The organism is Mucilaginibacter pineti, from assembly GCF_900101875.1.
Taxonomy (GTDB): Bacteria; Bacteroidota; Bacteroidia; order Sphingobacteriales; family Sphingobacteriaceae; genus Mucilaginibacter; species Mucilaginibacter pineti.
In genome coordinates this window covers 40,243-62,166 of the sequence record NZ_FNAI01000003.1, presented here as the reverse complement: position 1 = coordinate 62,166, position 21,924 = coordinate 40,243, and the positions used below count along the sequence as shown (strand labels likewise).

The 21,924-nt window shown below is 42.2% G+C and carries 23 protein-coding genes; 8 read left to right on the top strand and 15 right to left on the bottom strand.

What is annotated here, in order from left to right; translation table 11 throughout:
• Position 1: 1 nt before the first annotated feature.
• Complete coding sequence (locus tag BLS59_RS08290) at positions 2-976, bottom strand: ABC transporter substrate-binding protein (protein WP_091147719.1); 975 nt, start codon at positions 974-976, stop codon at positions 2-4.
• Between the two features lie 157 nt (positions 977-1,133).
• Positions 1,134-1,592 carry an NUDIX hydrolase gene (locus BLS59_RS08285; protein WP_091147716.1) on the bottom strand — a complete coding sequence of 153 codons (459 nt, stop codon included), beginning with the start codon at positions 1,590-1,592 and terminating at the stop codon, positions 1,134-1,136.
• A gap of 81 nt (positions 1,593-1,673) precedes the next feature.
• Here BLS59_RS08285 and BLS59_RS08280 point away from each other — a divergent pair, with 81 nt between their 5' ends.
• Positions 1,674-2,171, top strand: coding sequence for an SRPBCC family protein (locus BLS59_RS08280; protein WP_091147713.1), 498 nt, complete (start codon positions 1,674-1,676; stop codon positions 2,169-2,171).
• An 87-nt stretch (positions 2,172-2,258) separates the two neighbouring features.
• The gene (locus tag BLS59_RS08275) at positions 2,259-2,843 is read left to right on the top strand and encodes a riboflavin synthase (RefSeq protein WP_091147710.1); all 585 of its coding nucleotides are present in this window, start codon (positions 2,259-2,261) and stop codon (positions 2,841-2,843) included.
• On the opposite strand, the gene BLS59_RS08270 is transcribed toward BLS59_RS08275, so the two are convergent.
• On the bottom strand, positions 2,840-3,985 hold the full coding sequence (locus BLS59_RS08270; protein WP_091147707.1) for a tetratricopeptide repeat protein: 1,146 nt from the start codon (positions 3,983-3,985) through the stop codon (positions 2,840-2,842). The genes BLS59_RS08275 and BLS59_RS08270 overlap by 4 nt on opposite strands.
• A gap of 100 nt (positions 3,986-4,085) precedes the next feature.
• Here BLS59_RS08270 and BLS59_RS08265 point away from each other — a divergent pair, with 100 nt between their 5' ends.
• Together BLS59_RS08265 and BLS59_RS08260 are read left to right on the top strand one after the other, a co-directional pair.
• The gene (locus BLS59_RS08265) at positions 4,086-4,376 is read left to right on the top strand and encodes a hypothetical protein (RefSeq protein WP_091147705.1); all 291 of its coding nucleotides are present in this window, start codon (positions 4,086-4,088) and stop codon (positions 4,374-4,376) included.
• Between the two features lie 107 nt (positions 4,377-4,483).
• A complete protein-coding gene (locus BLS59_RS08260; RefSeq protein WP_143014074.1) occupies positions 4,484-5,047 on the top strand; it encodes a hypothetical protein in 564 nt (187 codons plus the stop codon).
• Between the two features lie 286 nt (positions 5,048-5,333).
• Here BLS59_RS08260 and BLS59_RS08255 read toward each other — a convergent pair whose 3' ends face one another.
• The 4 genes from BLS59_RS08255 to BLS59_RS08240 form a co-directional block, all read right to left on the bottom strand.
• The gene (locus tag BLS59_RS08255) at positions 5,334-6,344 is read right to left on the bottom strand and encodes a hypothetical protein (RefSeq protein WP_091147701.1); all 1,011 of its coding nucleotides are present in this window, start codon (positions 6,342-6,344) and stop codon (positions 5,334-5,336) included.
• A gap of 23 nt (positions 6,345-6,367) precedes the next feature.
• Positions 6,368-8,224 (bottom strand): Fe-S protein assembly chaperone HscA, encoded by a 1,857-nt coding sequence (hscA, locus tag BLS59_RS08250; RefSeq protein ID WP_091147698.1) that lies wholly within the window; start codon positions 8,222-8,224, stop codon positions 6,368-6,370.
• A 168-nt stretch (positions 8,225-8,392) separates the two neighbouring features.
• A complete protein-coding gene (locus BLS59_RS08245) occupies positions 8,393-9,709 on the bottom strand; it encodes an MFS transporter (protein ID WP_091147695.1) in 1,317 nt (438 codons plus the stop codon).
• A 151-nt stretch (positions 9,710-9,860) separates the two neighbouring features.
• Complete coding sequence (locus tag BLS59_RS08240; protein ID WP_091147692.1) at positions 9,861-10,670, bottom strand: SDR family oxidoreductase; 810 nt, start codon at positions 10,668-10,670, stop codon at positions 9,861-9,863.
• A 299-nt stretch (positions 10,671-10,969) separates the two neighbouring features.
• Between BLS59_RS08240 and BLS59_RS08235 the strand changes: the two genes are divergently transcribed.
• Both BLS59_RS08235 and BLS59_RS08230 read left to right on the top strand, forming a co-directional pair.
• Positions 10,970-11,878, top strand: a complete 909-nt coding sequence (locus BLS59_RS08235; RefSeq protein WP_091147689.1) for an ABC transporter ATP-binding protein — start codon at positions 10,970-10,972, stop codon at positions 11,876-11,878.
• Positions 11,879-11,881: 3 nt separating this feature from the next.
• Positions 11,882-13,135, top strand: coding sequence for an ABC transporter permease (locus BLS59_RS08230; protein ID WP_091147686.1), 1,254 nt, complete (start codon positions 11,882-11,884; stop codon positions 13,133-13,135).
• A gap of 78 nt (positions 13,136-13,213) precedes the next feature.
• On the opposite strand, the gene BLS59_RS08225 is transcribed toward BLS59_RS08230, so the two are convergent.
• Positions 13,214-13,696, bottom strand: a complete 483-nt coding sequence (locus BLS59_RS08225) for a hypothetical protein (protein ID WP_091147684.1) — start codon at positions 13,694-13,696, stop codon at positions 13,214-13,216.
• A gap of 295 nt (positions 13,697-13,991) precedes the next feature.
• Between BLS59_RS08225 and BLS59_RS08220 the strand changes: the two genes are divergently transcribed.
• A complete protein-coding gene (locus BLS59_RS08220) occupies positions 13,992-14,918 on the top strand; it encodes a Ppx/GppA phosphatase family protein (protein WP_091147681.1) in 927 nt (308 codons plus the stop codon).
• 19 nt (positions 14,919-14,937) lie between these two features.
• Here BLS59_RS08220 and BLS59_RS08215 read toward each other — a convergent pair whose 3' ends face one another.
• From BLS59_RS08215 to BLS59_RS08185, 7 genes are read right to left on the bottom strand one after another with little or no spacing between them, the layout of a single operon-like run.
• Complete coding sequence (locus tag BLS59_RS08215) at positions 14,938-15,660, bottom strand: carboxypeptidase-like regulatory domain-containing protein (protein WP_091147678.1); 723 nt, start codon at positions 15,658-15,660, stop codon at positions 14,938-14,940.
• Positions 15,661-15,666: 6 nt separating this feature from the next.
• Positions 15,667-16,401 (bottom strand): carboxypeptidase-like regulatory domain-containing protein, encoded by a 735-nt coding sequence (locus BLS59_RS08210; protein ID WP_091147675.1) that lies wholly within the window; start codon positions 16,399-16,401, stop codon positions 15,667-15,669.
• A 59-nt stretch (positions 16,402-16,460) separates the two neighbouring features.
• The gene (locus BLS59_RS08205) at positions 16,461-16,724 is read right to left on the bottom strand and encodes a hypothetical protein (protein ID WP_091147673.1); all 264 of its coding nucleotides are present in this window, start codon (positions 16,722-16,724) and stop codon (positions 16,461-16,463) included.
• A gap of 3 nt (positions 16,725-16,727) precedes the next feature.
• A complete protein-coding gene (locus tag BLS59_RS08200) occupies positions 16,728-16,988 on the bottom strand; it encodes a hypothetical protein (RefSeq protein ID WP_091147670.1) in 261 nt (86 codons plus the stop codon).
• Positions 16,988-18,385: a radical SAM protein gene (locus tag BLS59_RS08195; protein WP_091147667.1), complete on the bottom strand. Its 1,398-nt coding sequence runs from the start codon at positions 18,383-18,385 to the stop codon at positions 16,988-16,990. Before BLS59_RS08195 ends, BLS59_RS08200 begins: the two co-directional genes overlap by 1 nt.
• Positions 18,357-19,127: a prolipoprotein diacylglyceryl transferase gene (locus tag BLS59_RS08190; RefSeq protein ID WP_091147665.1), complete on the bottom strand. Its 771-nt coding sequence runs from the start codon at positions 19,125-19,127 to the stop codon at positions 18,357-18,359. Before BLS59_RS08190 ends, BLS59_RS08195 begins: the two co-directional genes overlap by 29 nt.
• 2 nt (positions 19,128-19,129) lie before the next feature.
• Complete coding sequence (locus BLS59_RS08185) at positions 19,130-19,651, bottom strand: carboxypeptidase-like regulatory domain-containing protein (protein WP_205411220.1); 522 nt, start codon at positions 19,649-19,651, stop codon at positions 19,130-19,132.
• 184 nt (positions 19,652-19,835) lie between these two features.
• On the opposite strand from BLS59_RS08185, the gene BLS59_RS08180 reads away from it, so the two are divergent.
• The gene (locus BLS59_RS08180; protein ID WP_091147660.1) at positions 19,836-21,824 is read left to right on the top strand and encodes a M1 family metallopeptidase; all 1,989 of its coding nucleotides are present in this window, start codon (positions 19,836-19,838) and stop codon (positions 21,822-21,824) included.
• The last annotated feature ends 100 nt before the right edge of the window (positions 21,825-21,924 follow it).

The following is a 21,924-nucleotide window of genomic DNA, read 5'->3' as shown; positions in this document are numbered from 1 at the left end:
GCTATTTTACAGCCTCGAAATTTGATGGGATAGTAATATTGTATTTTTTAGCAGCAGCAGCATTGTACACCCTTTTCCTGACCTTCACCATTTCTGATTTAAGGCCATCAGTTTTATGTGTTTTAAGGTATTGGGCTGCCTGCAACCCGGCCTGGTAACCCCATTGGTAAATATCGGCGCCAAAAGCAGCAACCGCGCCACGCTGCACCAAACCGGCTTCGCTGGTAAAAATGGGCACATTCTTTTGGTTACAGTTTTTCAATATGGTTTCAAACGAGGCAAATACGGTATTATCCGGATTGGCAAAAAATGCGTCGATATTTTTGTTGAGCAGCGATTGGGTAACCAGCTGCGCATCGGCAGAAGTATTTACCGGCAGGGCAACAATAGTTACATTTTGTTTTTGGGCCAGGGCTTTGATGCGGGCAAGCGCATCGGCAGATTGCGGTTCAGATTGGTTGTAGATCATCCCGATCACCAGTTTAGCTCCCTTTGGTTTCAGCAGTTTTGGAATAATACTGAACGAGGTATCAATATAATTCAGTTCCTCGGCTACGCCAAACAAATTGGCGGGGCCTTTACCGCTGGCATCAAGCACCTTCATACGTTCGGCCGTTGGCGATACCATAGCAAATACCGGGATGGTTTTAGTTTTTTGAAGAGCGGTTACGGTTGATAATGTGGTACAGGTAGCCAGCAGGTCAACATTTTCTGATACAAAATGATTCACGATCTGTGTAAGCGTTGGAATATCGCCCTGCGCGTTACTATACTCAATCTGCACTGTTTTCTTTTCTTCACTAAAGCCATTCTTTTTTAGCGCATCGGTAAAGCCGGTACGGGCCTGGCCAATGGTTGCATCTTCAAAAGCATCAACAAAACCCACAACGGGTATATTTACCGCTTTTGTTTTGGGTTTACATGATACCGCTAAAACAAGTATAAAAGCTATGGGGATGTATTTGAAAAACTTCATTTTACTAAGTTATATAAATGAGGTGAAAGGTAAAAACAGAACGGTAAAAGGTGTGAATAGTTTGACGGGGCGCTTTGTCATTCTGAGGTACGGAGAATCTGTTAGTGAACTTTGCAATCGCAGAGTAGATGCTTCACTACGTTCAGCATGACAAGTGTTATTTTAAGGATTCCACCAATTCCTCTACAAACCCTACCTGCGCTACGTTCAATTTAATTTTGGCTTCATCAACTGTAAACCAGCCGCCCCTATCCACTTCGGCAAATGATTGTTTTTTTCCGGATTTTGGGGGCCATTCCATTTCAAACAGGTTGCTTTTTATGTTTTCGTGATCTATATCTCCCTCAACTGCCCAGGCTTGAATAGTTTTACCGCTTTTTAGCTTAACAGGGGATAAACGGGTAAAATCACCATCAATATACTGAACGGTTTCTTCATAAAATTCACGTTTCGCAGCCGTTAGCGGGTCTTCATCATCCTCGTATTCTCCTTTGGGAACAGACCACGCGCCATCGTCTTTATTTTTCCAGAACGGCCCGCCCGGATGCACGAGGAAAACCTGCAACACTTTGTTCACTTTACGGTATAACAGGATCCCGGCGCTTTGTTTGCCCATAATTTATATTTAAAAACGATTAACAAAGCACAAGGTATAATTGTTATTTTTATAACACATCCTAAACGCCAAATTATAACCATGACAGCCGATAACTGGAATAAATTTAAAATTACTGCAGATTTTAATGCCGATGTGCGCAGCATTTATGAATCATTCGCTACACCTATAGGGCTGGAGAAATGGTTTTTACGCAAGGCCGACTTCTTTGCTATTGCCGGTCGCCAGCGTAATGCCGATGAGTTTATCAGTAAGGAAGATACCTATTTGTGGTATTGGCATGGCTACGATGATGACACCAATGAATATGGACAGGTGCTGGAAAACAACGGCTCCGATCTGCTGAAGTTCACCTTTTCGGGCGGCAGCATTGTTACCATAGATATCCAGAATAAATATGGCGTAACGCTGGTTGAACTTACGCAGGAAAACATCCCTTACGAAAGCGATCCGGCAAAAAGCTTATACGTGCAATGCCAGGCCGGCTGGATATTTTACCTCGCCAACCTCAAATCTGTTTTAGAGGGCGGTGTAGACCTCAGGAATAAGCGACTGGATCTGTTCAGCAACTTTAAATAAATTCATTTTAAACTGACATTTCAGAACTTGAATATTTTTAGATTTGACCTGTCCCGGCTTCCCCTTTAGGTGGCCCGGTAGTACAGTATGTTTACAGGAATTATAGAAACTTTAGGAAAAGTGACCGATCTGCAGCAAGATCAGGGTAATTTGCATATCACTATTGAATCGGGTATCTCGCACGAATTGAAGATAGATCAGTCGGTAGCGCATAACGGCGTTTGCTTAACGGTGATAGCCCTTGCCGATGGTTTGCACGTGGTTACCGCCATTGAAGAAACGTTAAACAAAACCAACCTTAGTCACCTTAAAGTTGGCGAACCTGTAAACCTGGAACGCTGCATGCAAATGAATGCCCGGTTGGATGGCCACATTGTGCAAGGCCACGTTGACCAAACCGCCACCTGTATAGGCTTTAAAGAACTCGACGGCAGTTGGGAATACACCTTTGAATACGATGCCGCCATTGGCAATGTAACGGTAGAAAAAGGTTCCATCTGCATAAACGGTATCAGTCTTACCGTGGTTAACTCAAATGCGCATTCTTTTTCGGTGGCTATTATCCCCTATACGTTTGAGCATACCAACCTCCATAACGTTCGTGAAGGCTCGGTTGTTAACCTGGAGTTTGATATTATTGGCAAATACGTAGCCCGGTTAATGCAGCGTTAACGTTTCAATTCATTAACCCTCGCTTGTGCATATACTACATACTTTTGTTGCTTAACGGGTGGTTTACTGGTCATAAATAGTTTATAATACTTTACGGCCAGCTTCTTATTTTTCAGGTCCGAATCATAAATGGTGCCCAGCAGGTAATAGATGATAGGCTTGGGCGAAAACTGCAATCCTTTTTCGTAGGCCAAAACCGCGTTTTTATACTTTTTGCGCACCTCGTAGCTATCGGCCATCTCGGCATAATAATCGCTGATGTTGGGCGAGATGCCCGCTTCAATGGCCTTACCTAAAAACTCAATAGCCTTTGGCTGGTCTTTTAACGCTTTATAGGCCAGGGCTGCTATATAAAAGCTCGTTTCGGATTGTTCCAATTCGGGGATATCGGCAAAGGTTTCTACACTGCAGGTGTAATTTTTAAGGTTATAATAAGCCGCGCCCAATTTGGTAAGGATGAAACCATTTTTACTACCCAGGTCAATCATTTTCAGACAGATATCTCTTGATTGCTCATATTTGTTTTGCGACGATACCAATTTTAGCTGACTTTGCAGCAACACCACATTCTCCGGATCATGTGCAATGGCCGAATCCAATACCTTTTCGGCAGGCGCGTATTGCTTTAAGTTCACGTATAAATCACTCAGATCCGACGCGACCTCTGCTTCTGCCGGGTTAATTTTGTTGGCTTTTTGCAAATAGATGATCACTAAATTAAGCTCGCTTTTATCCAGGTAAATTTTGCTCAATTGCTTATATACCATAAAGTTGGTGGTATCTTTTTGACTTAGCAATTTGTAATAAGCCTCGGCTTTATTGTTGTTGCCGCGGCGCATGTTTATACTCCCCAAGCTAAACAGCACGCTGGTATTGGCCGTGTCAGTAGCGTAAATGCGCTGGTAATAGGCTTCTGCATCGGGCAGCCTGCCCCCCATTTGAGATGTATAGGCCAGTTTTCCCAGTACCTTTATATCGGTTACCGGCTCGGGGTATATTTTTTTGAGATAATCGGCAGCCTCGGCAAAGCGTTGGTTCTGGTAATAATCAAGCAGTAAGGCATCATTTGCGGCAGCGGGTTGCTGGGCAAATACCGATGTTAAGAAACACATTAAAAGGGAAAAGGCAATGGCATATTTCATATCAACTAAATTATTAGTTATAGATGATTTATCCAAATTTTAAACAATTTTTATTATTTGGGGTTAACATTATATAATAAAAATTAAAAAACACAACACTATGGATAAGTTAAAGAAGTTTGGACTGATGGAGAAAATTGTCCATGAACTGGAAGATTTAAAAAACAGTCAGCAGGCTATAATTACCAAACTGGCTAAAATTGAAGTCGACAATATAGAATTAGGCGATAAGCGGTTAGAAAAAGACCTGCCCGATATGCACCAGCGGGTTGCTGATAACCTGGATACCATTGTGAGCATCCTCGAAGACTTTGCCAATCAAACTGATACCTTCAGCGATAAAAATAACATCGCGGCCTTGAAAGAGCAGGACGCTATCGACAAGTTATAATATTAAAGATCCCCGGCAACGGGGATTTTTTGACCTTTTTTATAAAACCTAACCTGTATCACGAAAATTAAATGATCTATCAACCTTATTTATTGAAACAAACCACTATGAAAAAAATTTCTTTAATTGCGATTTTCTCGGCTTCGTTATTTGTATTATCCTGCAAGCCTAAAACGGGCAGTAATGAATCGGCCGACAGCAAAAAAGACAGTACCGCTACTCAGCAAACAGCCTCCCCTACCACAGCAACGCCACCTGCCACAACAACTCCTGCAAACGCGCCCAAAACTTATACCGTTACTTTTACTCCAGACACAGCTATCCTTGGCAAAAAGCAAGAGGCGGCCATTAAGGTAACCCCTGTAGGTGCAACAGACCTGAGCGATCCGGACGGTAAATCGCAGGGAATTGAATTGACATTTAAAGTAACCCTTACCAACAAAAATAAAATTGGCGGCAACTCCATAGGGGTAGCTCCTTCAGATTTCAGGTTGGTGCTTGATAACAATACCTCCATATCACAAGCCAGCGGCAGCTACGTTTCTGCCGAGCCGGAATCGACAAAAGAATCGGAAGTTATTACTTACCGCATCCCGGCTGGTGCCAAACCAAAAGCCCTTAATTTGTTTTACGATGAAACACGGGCTACAGTACAGGTGAGCTTGAAATAGGCCTTTTCCTAAAATACAAAAAACGCCCTGTTATTGATTAACAGGGCGTTTTTTGTATTTTAGGATTATATAGGAAATGTGAAATTTTTTGCTTGTTATACATCAACGGCCTACCTCTGATATAACAAAATATAAACAGTTTGTCATTGCGAGGAACGAAGCAATCCTATCTGCAAGGCTCGTCACCTGTCCTGTGAGATTGCTTCGTTCCTCGCAATGACATATTGAAAATTGTCTTTCTCTCCCTTTACAGTTGGCGAATTTTACAATTCAACATAACACTCTTCTACTGGTACTGTATATAAACCGGGCTTGGTTTTAAATCCAGTACCTCTTTGGGCGTTAACATACGGTGGGGTACGTTCTTGATATCGTTCTTGTAAAACAGCTTAAAACCGGTGAACTGCACTGGCTCGCCGGCAACAAAGTATTTGTAGGTCCCTTTTTTAAGGTCTGGGCCGCCCCAGCCGTCCATATCCATCACAAATTGTACTTCGTTACGCAGCTTGATATCTTTGTAATTGGTAACCATGCGTTTGGTGAAGCGGTGAACCACAAATATTTTGGGCGGCAGGTTGTTCTTTTTAACCAAGCCAGCCAAATAGCCAGATACATAGTTTATATCATCGGCATCAAAAGTACCGATGCGTTTGCCGGGTACACTACCCTCTTTCATGGAAAACTCCGGGTCGATACCGAAATGAACGTTGGGCATTTTTAGGTACTTTTCCAGCAATGGCAACTCTTTTTGAACCGTGCTGAAACCTACCTGGATATCTAAAAAAACCAAAGCATTTATGCCTTTAGCCATTTCAATAACCTTGTCTATCTCACTAAATGGCATCCTTAAATTATGCAAACCGTTGCGGCCTGCATCGGCCTGGGCAGTTACACAAATGTAATGCAGAGCGGGTACCACGGGGGTAAGTGTATCAGCAGCGGCCCAAGCTTTAACCTCACTTTTAAGCTTGGCTATCATTTCCTTTGGCGGATACTGCCCCAAAACTCCCATGTTTTTTGAGTACATATTACCGTAATAAGCAATGATACGGTTAAACGGAAGCACAGCGCCGGGCAAGGGGTAAACATCTTTTTTTACCGGCCATTTACCTGTTTTATCGCCATTAGCCAGCCGTTTCATTAATGAATCGTAACGGAGGGTATCAAAAGCAGCGACGCTTTTAAGGCTGGTATCTTTATAATTTTTTGAAACCGACAACCGGGCCGATGCTGTATTTGCAAACCCAATAAAAAAACTAATAGCTAATAACGCAAATACTCCTGTTACCTTCTTCATTTATAAAGTTTAGATCAATATAATTATTCGATGCTTTTACCGCGCATGGCCGTACTTATGGCCTGATCCATTAAACGCTCGGCGAAAGGACGGGTAAACTCGTTTATTTCGTCGATGTTTTTTAATATCAGGTCCTTGTCGCCGGTTGCAATGGCAGCTTTGAGGTTAACAAGAAATTGGTTGGTTTGTTCTGTTTCTTCGGCAGTAACGTAAGTGCCGTTCTTTTTCAGGAAGTTCTCGACAACGTAAACCATTTGCTGCCCCTCGGTACGGGCCTCGATCAGCATACGCTGACTTACATCATCCTTAGCGTGGGTAATACTGTCCATCAGCATTTGCTCAACCTGCTCGTCGGTAATGCCATAGGTAGGTTTTACTTCAACCTCCTGTTTAACACCCGAGCGCAGTTCAATTGCCTGAATGGTGAGGATACCATCAGCATTCAGCAAAAAGTTAATATCAACCTTGGGGAAACCGGCCGGCATAGATGGAATGCCTTTCAGATTAAACTCGGCCAGTTTACGGTTTTCTTTTATCAGATCGCGCTCGCCCTGGTAAACGGCGATTTTCATGTTCACCTGTCCGTCAATAGAGGTAGTATATTGCCTGCCACCCTTAGTTGGTACTTTGGAATTTCTGGGGATGATAACATCCATTAAACCGCCCATAGTTTCGATACCGAGCGATAAAGGGGTAACATCCAGCAGTAAGATATCTTTACGGTTGCCGGCCAAAATATCGGCCTGTATAGCAGCACCAAGGGCAACAACTTCGTCGGGATTCAAATCATCATGTACCGGGCGACCAAAAAACTCGGCCACCATTTTTTTAACCAGCGCCGTACGGGTAGATCCGCCTACCATTACCACTTCGTCAATCTCTTTTATGGTAAGCTTTGCATCTTTCAGCGCGTTGGTACAGGCGGTAATGGTTTGCTGTACTTTAGGCATGATCAGCTCTTCGAAAGTAGTTCTATCCAGCGTACACCAGATCTCTCCTATCTTTTCGTTGAAGATGCTTTGATGTGCGAACGCTTTTTTAGCTTCCTCGGCCTTAAGGCGAAGTTGCTGTGCCAGTTCATTATTGGCTATAACATCGGCCCTGTTTAGCTGGTTCTTTTCAATCCAGTAGTCAACAATAATCCGGTCGAAATCATCACCGCCCAGGAAAGTATCGCCGTTGGTGGCCAGTACTTCGAAAATGCCGTTCTGAATTTGCAGGATAGATACATCAAATGTACCACCGCCCAAATCATAAACGGCTATCGTTTTTGTTTCTTCGGGATTAAGGCCGATGCCGTAAGCTAAACTCGCGGCGGTTGGTTCGTTTACTATACGCAGCACATCTAACCCGGCAAGCTTGCCTGCATCGCGGGTGGCCTGGCGCTGCGAATCATTAAAGTACGCAGGTACAGTGATTACTGCACGGTTCACCGGGGTTTTAATGGCATGTTCGGCACGGGCTTTCAGCTCTTTTAATATGAGGGCCGATAGCTCGATAGGCGTATAAAACTTATCGCCTACCTTTATTTTAACAAGGCTTTCGGTATCATCATCAATAACCTTGTATGAGAAAAAATCCTTATAATTTTCAATATCATGGTAACTGCGACCAAGCAGGCGCTTAACCGAAAAAACGGTATTCTGCGGATCGGTTATCAAATATTCCTTTGCTTCGTTGCCAACCAGCACATCGCCCGATGGGCCAAAATGCACTACAGATGGCACCAAAACCCCTTTACCGGTATCATTTATTACGTGCGGTTGTTTATCGGGATTGATAAAGGCCACCAGCGAATTGGTAGTACCCAGATCAATACCTACAATAATATCTTCTTTTTGTATAGAACCCGTTGCCAGGTTGATAGAAACTTTAGCCATTGTGAAAACTTAACAAGCTGCAAATGTACTTAGTTTTGAGGGATGCAGTGTCTTTTGAATGTGTAATTGTGTTTTTTGTCTGAACCATGATTAAACAGATTAAAGGATTTACATGATTTAAAAAAAAATCCAATAATCACTTAATCTGTTTAATCATGGTTCAGACAATTACGCCGCAAAAGCCTCCACTGTTCTTTGCTTTTTTTCAAAAACCAACAACGATATCAGCAACGCAAACCCGATCACAAAAAAACCATCCAGCACCAGGGCCGAATCGCGCATTTCATGGGTAACGGCTTCTACAAAGCCAAAAGTAAACAGGCCCACTACTATTGATAGTTTTTCGGTAACATCATAAAAGCTGAAATAAGAGGCCGTATCTGGGATGTTTTGCGGGATATATTTAGAATAGGTGGATCGTGATATGGATTGCACACCACCCATCACCAGCCCCACCAATACAGCAGCAAAATAAAATTGGTGAGGTGTAGCTATAAAATAAACGCCAGCGCAAAGCAAACACCAAAAAGCAACTATGGTTGATAATACCTTGATATTACCAAATTTAGCAGATGCTTTTGCAGTTAATGCCGCCCCAACTATTGCAACAACCTGTATAATTAGTATAATGGTGATCAAATCCTCATCGGGCATTTTAAGCTCCTTGGCGGCAAAATTGGCGGCTACCAACAGAATAGTTTGCACCCCTACAGAGTAAAAAAAGAAGGCTGGTAAAAACCGTTTCAGCAATGGCAATTCCTTAACCCGTTTCCACACTTTGGCCAGTTCTTTAAAACCCCCTGTAAATACATTGTACTCATGCGAACCTGCATTGGGTACGCCCTTGGGCAGCAGGTAAAACGGAATAAGCGAAAAGCCTATCCACCATAAGGCAACTATCAGGAATGATAAACGGGCGGCAGCATCTTCCGTCATCCCGAATGTATTATGGAACAGCACAAATACAAAACACAACAACTGCACTACAATACTACCTCCAAAGCCGTAAATAAAGCCTTTAGCACTCACCGCATCCTGCCGATCTACAGTGGCTATTTGCGGCAGGTAGGAGTTATAAAATACAAAGCCCCCACAATACCCTACAGAGGCCAGTCCGAAACAGATCATCCCAAACTCGAAGGTTTCCATCTTGAAAAAGAACAAGCCAAAACAGGCCAGCACACCCAGCCAGGTGAACAGCTGCATATATAGCTTTTTATGCCCTTTATAATCGGCAATGGAAGTTAATATGGGTAATATAGCTACTATTATAAGGTACGACAGGCCCAGTATATAATTAGACAGTACTGTATTTACATACTTGTGCCCAAAAAAGGAAACCATTCCGCCGGGATTTTTATCCTGGGTGATCCCTACGTAATAAGCAGGGAATATGGTAGAGGTAATAACCATATTGTACGACTGGTTAGCCCAATCGAACATGGCCCATGCCCAGATGGTTTTTTTATTGTTTTTTTCTTGCATTGGTTAGGTTGAGAAGGGAATTGGAGAATGGTTGATTGAGTGAGTGGTTGATTGGATTACGTATTGTCAGAATCAGAATTTACGGAATTAAATGATTTTCAAAATTAAACGAAAAACCATTCACTACTCACCCAATCAACCACTCACTAAACTACTTAATCCCGTAATGATCGTTCATTAATTTTACAAATATCGATCCTGGCAGTATGGCTTTAAGCGTAGGCACTATGGTTTGGCCTATGGCACCTACCAGGTAGCTATGTGCGGGTTTTGATTTACCTATTATTTTAACTATTTGCGCGGCCAGTTTTGCTGGGCTTGCGCCTATGCTTTCGTCTTTTTCCATGGCGGCAACGGCCGCCTCAAATTCGGCTTTCAGTTTGTCGTTCTTTAGTGTGAACGGAACTTTTTCGCGATTACCGGTAAAGTCGGTTTTAAAATCGCCCGGGTTTACTACCGCTACTTTAACGCCCGTGTTTTGCAACTCCATGCGCAGGCTTTCAGAATATCCTTCAATGGCAAATTTAGACGCGCTATATAGTCCCTGGTATGGCAAACCAAATAAGCCAGCCAATGAGCCTATATTTATAACAAGACCTTGTTTTTTTTCAATCATGCCCGGCAAAACCGCGCTGCTTACACGCACCACGCCAAAAAAGTTAACCTCAAATTGCTTTTTAGCAATATCAACAGGCATAGCATAAAGCGGCCCGGTAATTCCGTTACCTGCATTGTTTACCAGCACATCTATCTTGCCTTCGGCTTTAATAATAGTTGCAATGGCGGCATTTACCGATGCATCATCGGTAACATCCATTTGTAATGGCTTAAATGACACATCAGAGATCCGTTTAATATCGCGCGTTGTGCCATAAACGGTATGCCCTTCGGCAGCCAGCGCAGTAGCAGTAGCCAAACCTAAACCAGATGATGCCCCTGTTACAAGAATTACTTTTTTCATTTTTGATTTAATAATTGAATGCGAATGTGTTGATTTTTTATGAAGAGATAACTAATTCCTTAAAAACTATAAAAATATAATTATTGGCGCTAATAAAGCGGCTTTAAACTTATTAAATAAAATAAATTATCAACGATAAAAAATAAACTATAGCTTTAAAATCAGATTGGATTAAAACAGACGCCTTTCATGAAGATTAACCTAAAAACAACTGTATTTCTTTTCCTTAATTACTTCATGTAACATTTTAAAAACGCCCGTATCTAAACCATACTATTAACATAAACCTTTTCAAAAAAATGTTAAGCATACGCAACATTGTTAAACAATATGCCGGCCACAGGGCTTTGGATGATGTAAGTCTGGAGGTTGAAAGCGGCAAGATCTTCGGTTTGCTTGGGCCAAACGGCGCAGGCAAAACCTCACTCATCCGCATTATAAATCAGATAACCGCGCCCGATTCCGGCGAGGTTTATTTCGACGGGCAAAAGCTCAATCAATCGCACATCGAACGCATCGGCTACCTGCCCGAAGAACGCGGTCTGTATAAAAAAATGGAAATTGGCGAGCAAATGATATATCTGGCCCGCCTTAAAGGCCTGAGTCGCGATGAGGCCACAAAACGCTTAAAGCTTTGGTTTGAAAAACTGGGAATGGAAACCTGGTGGAAAAAGAAAATAGAAGAACTTTCAAAAGGCATGCAGCAAAAGGCCCAATTTGTGGCTACCGTACTGCACGATCCCGATCTGATCATCCTTGATGAACCATTCAGCGGTTTCGACCCGGTGAACGCCGAAGTAATTAAAGACGAGATCCTGGAGCTTAATAAAAAAGGCGCTACCATCCTTTTCTCCACCCACCGGATGGAATCGGTAGAGGAACTTTGCGATTCTATTGCGCTTATTCATAAATCGCACAAGATACTGGATGGCAGGGTTAAAAACATCCGTAACTCGTACCGTAACGACACTTATTTAGTAGAATATGCAGGTGCGCCGTTAAACTTTGATGGCCTGCAGCCCTTTGATATTATTGGCGATACCATTACCGACGAAGATACAAACATCATCCGCGTAAAACTAAATGGTACAAATACCTCAAACGATGTGCTGCAATACCTTATTCCCAAAACACACATCAATATGCTGCAAGAGGTGATACCCAGCATGAACGAAATTTTCATTGAAAAAGTAAACCAAATCTCCTAAGCCATGAACAAAATATTACTCATTATACAGCGCGAGTATATTACCCGCGTTCGCAAAAAATCATTCATAGTGATGATATTTGTGGTGCCGTTGCTGATATTGATCATGGGTGGTGTGATTGCCTTAGTGGCTAAAAACAGCCAGCAATTAACAACCTTACAGGTGATTAACGTAGTAGACAATAGCGGTATTTATGCCAAAAAACTTAAAGATAAGCCCAATATTAAATTCATTGAAAGCCAGCTGGATATTAATAAAGCTAAAGCTATATCAAAAGATGATGAAAATATCCTGACGCTCTTTATTCCTACAGATTACGTTAAAGATGGCGGTGTACAGATCTTTTCAAAAAAGAAATCGGCCATGCAGGTTACCGATGAAATTGAAAGGCAGATGAATGAAATAACGTTAAATAACAACATGGTTTTAAACCATATTGATACGGCGGTTATCCATTCCTTAAAAAAAACAGATATATCTGTAAAAGCCGTTGAAATTACCGCTACGGGCGATAAAGATGCCAACATAGGCCCAAACATAGCTATAACAATAGCCTGCGCTATCCTTATTTACATTTCCCTGCTCATATATGGCGGGCAGGTGATGCGTGGTGTTATTGAAGAAAAAACCAGCCGGATAATTGAGGTGATCATATCATCAGTAAAACCATTTCAACTGATGCTTGGTAAAATAATTGGCGTGGGTTTGGTTGGTTTAACACAATTTGCCGCGTGGATCATCTTATCAATAATTTCAACAAAAATAGCGGGGCATGCCTTTAACTCGCCTGCAAGCCCTATGGCCGGTGCGTTGGCCACATTGCAAACCATTCCCTTTGGATATATATTGGGTTGTTTCCTGTTTTACTTTTTAACCGGATACTTATTATATAGCGCAATGTTTGCAGCGGTAGGCTCGGCGGTTGACAGTGAAACAGAAACACAACAGTTCATGTTCCCGATAACACTTCCCCTCTTATTTACTTACTTTTTATCGGTGTCGGTATTGTTCAGGGCACCTGATAGTACATTGGCGGTGTGGCTATCTATTATACCGTTTACGGCACCGATAGCCATGATGGTACGCCTGCCTTTTGATCCGCCCGGGTGGCAACTTGCGCTATCCATGTTTATGATGATAGCAGGTTTTTTATTCACTACGTATGTAGCAGCAAGAATATACCGCGTTGGTATTTTGATGTACGGCAAAAAAGCAAGCTTTAAAGAACTGGCCAAATGGTTCTTTTATAAGGAGTAATGCTGCTATTGCCTATAAAAAACAAAGCCGGACTTGTGTAAAACAAGTCCGGCTTTGTTATATGTTATTAAGTATGATTTAGAACGAAAAACGCAAGCCTAAACCAAAGCGGGCGGCTGTAAAATCGGAATTATCGCCAACGTAAAAGGCCGGGCGCCAGTCAAACGACAAATCAAGCGGGGTATCGCCTACTTTATAATCTAAACCAGCCATCGGTCTGATATAAAAATCGGTATTACCATGACCAAAACCCAAGGCCGGACCAATTCCTAAATAGTAATTTAATCCGCCAGAGTTTTTAATAGGCGCATTATATTGATAATAAGCGGCAAGATATGAACCGCCATTGCCAAACAAAAGTTCAACCTGACCGGCATTATTTCTATCAAAAAAGTGTTTAAGCGCCGGGCCAACCAATGTTGAGCCATCGCCAAAATCAACGGTTAAACCCGCAGAGTTTTCAGTTTCAGATGAGGCAGCGCGTGAACGCGAACGTTGTGCATTAGCATTGTTTGCAATAAAGAAAGAAGCGGCACAAAATAGTAATAGTAACTTTTTCATAATGTTTGTTTAGATAAACGGATAAGTATTAATTAAAACCCACCTAAACAAATACCATACCGATTGGCATCATATGTTAATCAATACCACCTCCACTCCCCAGTTTTTTAAGTAAAAACAATATTTTACTTCATATTATATCCCATATAAGCGTTCCGGCATATATGGAAAGCGTTAAAACAATTATGTATAGTTTACAACACATTAATACATCCGCATTTTGTAATTACATTGTAAGCGTTTAATAATCTGCAAAAACGACTAAACAATTTGGCCGAATATTTATTTTAGCATCATGAGTAAACGCGTTGCCGTGATGGACCTTGGCACCAACACCTTTCATTTGTTGATTGCCAGTGGTACAGCCCATAATTATCAGGAAATTGTGCACCTGCACGAGTCGGTAAAGCTTGGCGAAGGGGGCATAAATAAAGGTTACATTTTACCAGAAGCTTTTGCGCGCGGCATTAATACCATGCTGCAATTTCAGCAGCAGATTGAAGCTAACGGTGTTGAACAAGTACGGGCCATAGCCACATCTGCCCTGCGAAGCGCGTCAAACGGTAACGATTTTATTAACGAAGTAAAAGCCAAAACAGGCATCAGCATTGAAATTATAGATGGCGCGCAGGAAGCCGAATTTATTTATAACGGCGTAAGGCTTTGCGGCTGTTTATCAGGCGGCAGTTCGCTTATAATGGATATCGGTGGTGGCAGTGTGGAGTTTATTTTAGGCAATGCCGATCATATCATTTATAAACAGAGCTTTGAAATTGGCGCGGCCCGCCTTATGGATCTTTTCCATCGTACTGATCCTATCCCAGCAGCCTCTATCCAAGCCTTAAACTTATACCTGGAAGACAAACTGAGCGACCTGTTTAAAGCCGTTACAAACCACAAAGTGGAAGTGCTTATAGGTTCATCCGGCGCGTTTGAAACTTTCGCCGGGTTAATTGAAATTGAAAAAGGCGAGGAATTTGATCTTAAAAAGAACGTTAGCTATACCTTTAATGAAACCGAGCTGCTAACATTAACCAATCAACTCGTACAATCTACCCATCAGAAACGGGCAGGTAATAAGGCTATTATACCAGTAAGGGTTGATATGATAGTGGTAGCATCGCTTATTACGCGGTTTATTATGCATAAATTACAGATCGGCAACGTAATGATGTGTACCAACTCGTTAAAAGAAGGTGTATTGGCCGGGATGCTGGATTAAGCAGGTAACAGTTTTCCAGCTAAAAAATGTGTGTTATGGAGTGCCACATCCGTTGAAAAAACGATTGCCGTACCTGATAAGCACCAACTAATACAACGTCATTTAACTGCGGGTCTTCTTTCAGTTTAACATCAAACTTTGTTTGGCTTTGCTGGCTTATATCAATATAAGCGGTTTCATAGCCAATAAAACTTACAGTTAATGTATCGGCATTGGCAGGCAACTCTATTTTATATTCCCCATTAAGGGCTGTCGAAGTTTTTATAGCTAAACCTTTCACCATTACTGTAGCCCCAGCAACAGCCAGTGTATCGTCAAATACCCGTCCGGTGATAATCCTGTTTGAAGAAAACTGAGTCGTGGTTATGGGTGCCGGTTTATCCTTACCATTTTGCTTAGTTACAGGGTACTTGCTTGTTGATGGTTTGGTTTGCGCATCAGCCTTGAAATATACTGATGATCCAATTACACCAACAAAAAGCGCTAACCTCTTCCACTGGCTCACTGGTTGCTGGTTTTCTATATAAAGCTGATGATTTATGCTTTTCAGTTGCACATCGCTAAAGCGGCCGCAGCTATTGGTTCTATCTGCCAGGTAATTTATCACTTCGGCATTGCTCATACCCGTAAAATCGGTTACGGTTTTACAGCAGCTTTGGCAATAACGGCCTTTATCAACAGGCGCCATACTTTGCCACGATTCATGACAAGCTTGCGGGATACTAATATTTTTGATACCCATTTATGATCAATTAAATATACTGCGAATAGGTTTTCTAATATACCTGTAATATACACGTTTAACAAATGACTGCCTCCTCACAATCACCACCTCACCCATTACCTGGGGTGCAAGTTTTATCTGATAAACAGCAGCCGCCTTAGTATTAATATTAACCGTTTTTGTGGCGTAACCTATAAAAGTCAATACAAGCTGCGATGCAGATGTGGGCACGCTTAATTTAAAATTACCATAAGCATCGGCTATTGTGCACTTTAAATCTTTTTGCTCCATTACTTTAACACCCGGCAGCGGCATATTTAATTCATCAACCACCTGCCCGGTTATTGTTTTATAGGTTGCAGTATCACGCAAAAGCACTTTACCCATTGTTATTGTACCGGCATCGGGTTTATTGCCGGGCGCTTGTTCCGTTGTGGGTTTAGTTTGCGCGTTGGCTTTATAAAATATTGTTGAACCGAATACTCCCATGAGCATTACCAACCGTTTCCAACCGCCTGCGGCAGGTACGCTCTGCACATTAAGCTGATGGTTTATGCTATTTAACTGATAGTCATTAAACCGGCCGCAAACATGGCTTTGTTTAGCCAGATAGTTTATCACTTGCTGATTGCTCATACTGGTAAAATCGGTAACGGTTTTACTACAGCTTTGGCAATGCATGCCTTGCTCAACAGGCGTCATTTGTTGCCACGACTGGTGACAGGCCTGTGGGATATTTATATTTTTAACTGGCGTCATAAATGATAATTTACTTTAGGATGCCGGTTATGGCAGGTTTCCATAAAGCCGATTAAAATTTAATTATACTGTGTAAAAACAACCCAACAGGTAGAAAAACCGATCAGCAACACCAGTGCGGCACTCAACAAAAACTCCTTACGATAAACAAAAATGGCGGTAACCAAACATATAATAATTTGAATTACAATTAAAAATGCTTCGCCAATTATAATAAGCTCATCTTTTTGCGTGTGAAAGTAAATGGTATAAGCAATAAGCACCAATAAATTTGTGCCTGCTATTATCATTTGCGGCGTTTTGTCTTTTTCGTCTTCCTTCATCACTTAGTGCATGGTGGCTATCATTACACACGTCGAAAAACCAATTACAAGTATTAAAACCGCGCTTAGCAGCCAGCTCCATTTACGAAATATTATAGCTCCAAAAATGCACACCACAACGTGTATCCCAAACAAGTACATATCCAGTACAAGCAATTGCTCGCTGCCTAACGCGCAAATTATGGTATAGCCAGCAAGTACTGCCAGGTTTATACCAACTATGCGCATATTTTTATTAGGTATGGGCTTCTTTTCTTCTTCCATTATACTATTATTTCATTTCGCAATTGCTCCAGGTACTCCCGCTTATCGTCACGGTAAAAAATGTTCATGGTTTCAAACGGGATGATCTGCATATCCTTATTTACAATATGCACGCATGATTTTTTAATGGCACGCACATCAAAATTTTGCGCATCAATGAATTGCATAATAATCACCCTGAATAAGTTATCATAACTCAGTTCGGGCGCGTCAATTTCTGGCAGGCAACACAATATACTGTGCAAATGCTCCTTAGCCTTATCAACAGAATTACCCGTACTGAACATATTAAGCAGGTGCCCTTTCAGCACCTCATCCTGTTCGTAAACAATAGTATTCCGCGAGTTGTCAAGCAAATCGTCTGGGTTGATCATCCGGGTTAAAGGAAATACCTGGTCGCCAAGTTTTAGTGCATAGGCCATCACCAGCGCATCAGGGTTACAGGGTACCGGGATCAGATCGTTCTTGTTAAATATATTGGTTTGTTCCAGTATGGCTGTACGCACCTCGGTAAGGGTATACCTGTCTGTTTTCTCGTTAAAATTCTCTAACCTCCCGGCTTGTTGCGTGGGTTGAAAAGTTACGCCACGCACGCAAGGCTGTTTTAGTGCATATTCAATAATACTCCCTATTTCATCGGTGTTTAAATCCTTTTGCAAGGTTACTACAAGCGTGGTAGACAGGTTGTATTTGTTTAAATGTTCCAGCGCCTTGATCCTTACTTCTCGCAGATCTTCGCCGCGCAGTTGTTCCAGCGCTTCTTTTTTAAAGGAGTCAAATTGCAGGTAGATCTCAAAATCGGGCATATAAGTGGCCAGTCGTTTCACAAATGCTTCGTCCTTGGCTATGCGTATGCCGTTGGTGTTCACCATCAGGTGCTTAATAGGTTTTGTTTTGGCGATGTCCAGGATCTCAAAAAATTGCGGATGCACGGTAGGTTCGCCCCCACTTATCTGCACTACATCGGGCCTGCCTTCGTTTTCAACAATTACATCCAGCATCTGCTCAATCTCCTGCAGGGTACGGTGCCGGCCGTAACTTGGCGATGACATGGCGTAGCAGGTAGGGCAACTCAAATTACACCTATCTGTAACCTCCACCACGGTAAGGCATGAATGCTGCTCATGATCCTGACATAAACCACAATCATAAGGGCATCCGTAGTGGGTTTTGGCATTAAACTTCAGCGGCATCTCGCTGCGCTTGGCATAGTTGCGGCAGTTTTTATAATATTCAATATCGGTAGCTATAAGTACCTTTTCAAAACCGTGCTGCCGGCAGTTTTTAAGCATGTAAACTTTATCATCCTCAAAAACTATTTTGGCATCAACCCGGCGCAAACAGGTTGAACAGATACTCAGCGTAAAATCATAATAAATATACGGGCGTTCGGGCATGAGGTTTTATAAGTTTTTGTGGATATAAAAATACTTTATAATAATACAAAATACCTGCGATACAAACCAATTGAATTACCGAAAGACCGAAACTGAAAAAATAATCGGGCTTAATAAACTCATCCAAAAATCTAAACAACAGGTAACTCACCATAAAAACCTTAAACCTGCTGCCGTTGGTAAACTCATAACGTTTTTCTACCAGTTGCAGCACCATCCAAAGTATCAGCCAAAACAATATCTCATATAAATTGGTAGGATGCCTGCGAATACCATCGCCAAAATCAATAGCCCACGGTAAATTTGATGCAATGCCATAAGTTCCATCCTCCAACCCAGCCAAAAAGCAACCGGTGCGCCCAATAACCATAGCCACTACAAGCGGATAAACCATCATATCGCCTGAGGATACGGTAACTCCTATTTGTTTCTTGGTTAATTCCACCCCAATTAATCCGCCCAGCATACCGCCAACTATGGTTTTGTTACCCATAAAATACATAATATTGAACTGCGAGAGCAAAGTTGGATTTTCAAGAACACCAACCACATGCGATCCTACAAAGGCACCAAATGCCGCACCTATAAATATAATGAGCCGGTTATGCTCGCTTATACTATCGGTGTGGTGTTTACGCAGCCATGCATAATAGCGGTAACCTAAAAAATAGGCCAGGGTTTCGCATATAAAATGCACCGGTATGTGCGATTTGCCGATAGGTATATTTATAGGGAAGTGCATAATTATTCCTTAAACTCTCCCAGCGTTCCTATTTCTTTTAGGGCTTTGCGATAAGATGCCATATTAAATCTGGTACCTGGCTTACGTGTTTGTTCATTTAAGTTAAAATACCAAGTGGTTCCGTCTTTGTCTGTCGTTGTCGCCGGCATTCCGTACCCGAAAGTAATGTTGTAATTTAGCTGTAGTATGGGATTAATGGGTACATATCCATTTGGGTGAGGTAAATAAATAATTTCCAGACTATGTGCATTTATTGGCACGTTAAAAGTAAACTCTCCTTTATTATTGGTTGTTGTTTTAATGGATGTTCCCGTAATGCAAACAGTGGCGTTAATTAATCCGGCTGTATCATTCGCTCCGGTAATTCTTCCGGATATGGTCTTAAAAGCAGTATCCACTTTTGGCAAATCCTGCATCTCATTATGAAATACATTGTTTTTTGCAGATCCCGTATAAAAAAAGAAACATCCCACAAAAACTGCAAGCACGCAATATCTATACTTAAATAATTTTCTATTTTTCATCTTATTAATATGCGCCATAATATAATTTATTTCAATGATCCATTTTACAAATAGTTTCCATATTTGTAAGTTAAAGTTTGTTAATCTTTTAACACTATAACTCAACCATTCGTTCTGTATCTTTTTTAAGTCGGGTCAAATTTTTTGCGGCATCCTTTGTATATTGGTGGCTTAAAGCATCTGCATGAAAATAAAATTTACCGGCTTAGCCCTGTTAGCAGTTTTTTCCCTTGCTGCCCAGGCACAAAAACACAAGATCAACCCTAACGACACTACTACTAATTACAACCCTGCCGAAGCTTTTTCGCCGCAGTTTTATAGCGAGAAAGGCAATGAATTTCATAGTGCCAACGGCGATCCCGGACCCAAATACTGGCAAAACCGTGCTAACTACCAGATTGCAGTAACGCTTGATACCGTTAGCAAAACTATTAGCGGTGCCGAAACCATTGAATACATTAACAACAGTCCCGATGCTTTGCAATACCTGTGGCTGCAAATGGACCAGAATACTTATAAAAAAGATGCCCGGTCGAACTTTGTAACTGGTGTTGTGCCTAAACCCGAAAAACATACCAATGGTTACGAGATTGCATCGGTAAGCATTTTAACGGGTGACGTAGCCAAACCGGTAAAGTATATAATTACCGATGCCCGTATGCAGTTGCAACTGCCAACCGCGCTTGCAGCAAAGGGCACCATCCGCATTAAAATAAAATATAAATACACCATCCCCGGCGATTTTGGGAACCGTACCGACTATTCTGACACCAAAAACGGCAAGATCTACGAAATTGCGCAATGGTTTCCGCGTATGTGCGTGTATGATGATACCAGCGGCTGGGATACCCTGCCATTTTTAGGCAGCGGTGAATTTTATTTAGATTATGGTGATTTCGACTACCAGGTTACCGTTCCATGGGATATGATAGTTGCCGGCTCGGGCGAGTTGGTGAACCCTAAAGAAGTACTTACCGCCAAACAGCTGGCCCGCCTTGATGCAGCCCGCAACAGCGATAAAACCATTATGATCCGCGATTTGGCCGAGGTAAACGAGCTGACCAGTCGCCCGGTAAATAAGGGCACGCTTACCTGGCACTTTAAAATGTTTAACACCCGCGATGTAGCCTTTGGCGCATCGAAGGCCTATATATGGGATGCGGCGAGGGTTAACCTGCCTGGCGGTAAAAAGTCGCTGGCCATGTCTGTTTACCCGGTAGAAAGTTACGGTAACGATGCCTGGGGGCGCGCTACCGAATACCTTAAAAAATCGATAGAATACTTTTCAGAAAAATGGTTTGTGTACCCTTATCCCGTTGCTATTAACGAGGCCGGTACAGCGGGCGGTATGGAATATCCGGGTATTGTGTTTGATGGCATAACCGATAAAGGCAGTGTGCTTTACTGGGTTACCGCGCATGAAATAGGCCACAACTGGTTCCCGATGATCGTAGGATCAAACGAGCGCCGTTTCGCCTGGATGGATGAAGGTTTCAATACCTTTATTGACGTATATGCGTCTGACGCATTTAACAAAGGCGAATTTGCACCCAAACGCGATAGCGAATATGCGCCCAACGGCGGCAACCCGGCCGATGAGATCATCCCCTCTATTTTAGATCCTGCGTCGCCTACTATTATGACCGCGCCCGATGCCATCGCCGAAAAATACCGCCATCCCCTAACCTATTATAAACCCGCATTTGGGCTGGTTTTATTGCGCGAGCAAATTTTAGGCAAAGAGCGGTTCGACTATGCATTCCGCAATTACATTAACAAATGGGCCTACAAGCACCCACAACCCGATGATTTTTTCCGTTCGATGGAAAACGGCGCAGGTGAGGATCTTTCCTGGTTTTGGAAAGGCTGGTTCTATAACAACTGGATTTCGGATATAGCACTTATTGAAGCCAAATATGCTGGTAAAGATGCTTCACAAGGAATTAGCATTACCGCTGTGAACAAGGAAAAACTGCCTATGCCGTTCACCATTGAAGTAAAGTTTAAAGACGGCACCAAAAAACGCAGCTATATGCCGGTTGAAACCTGGCTGCAAAACACCAGGATCACCTTCACGCTCCCCACCACCCAGGAAGCTGAAAGCGTCACCATCGACCCGGATAATGCCCTGCCCGATGCAAACAGGGGGAATAATAGTTTGAAGGTGAAGTAAAAATTAAATTTATTAAAGAACAGACTTACGAAGTTTTAAAAACTTCGTAAGTCTTAAGAATACTATTTTCATGAAAAAGGCCTCTGCATAATGCAGAGGC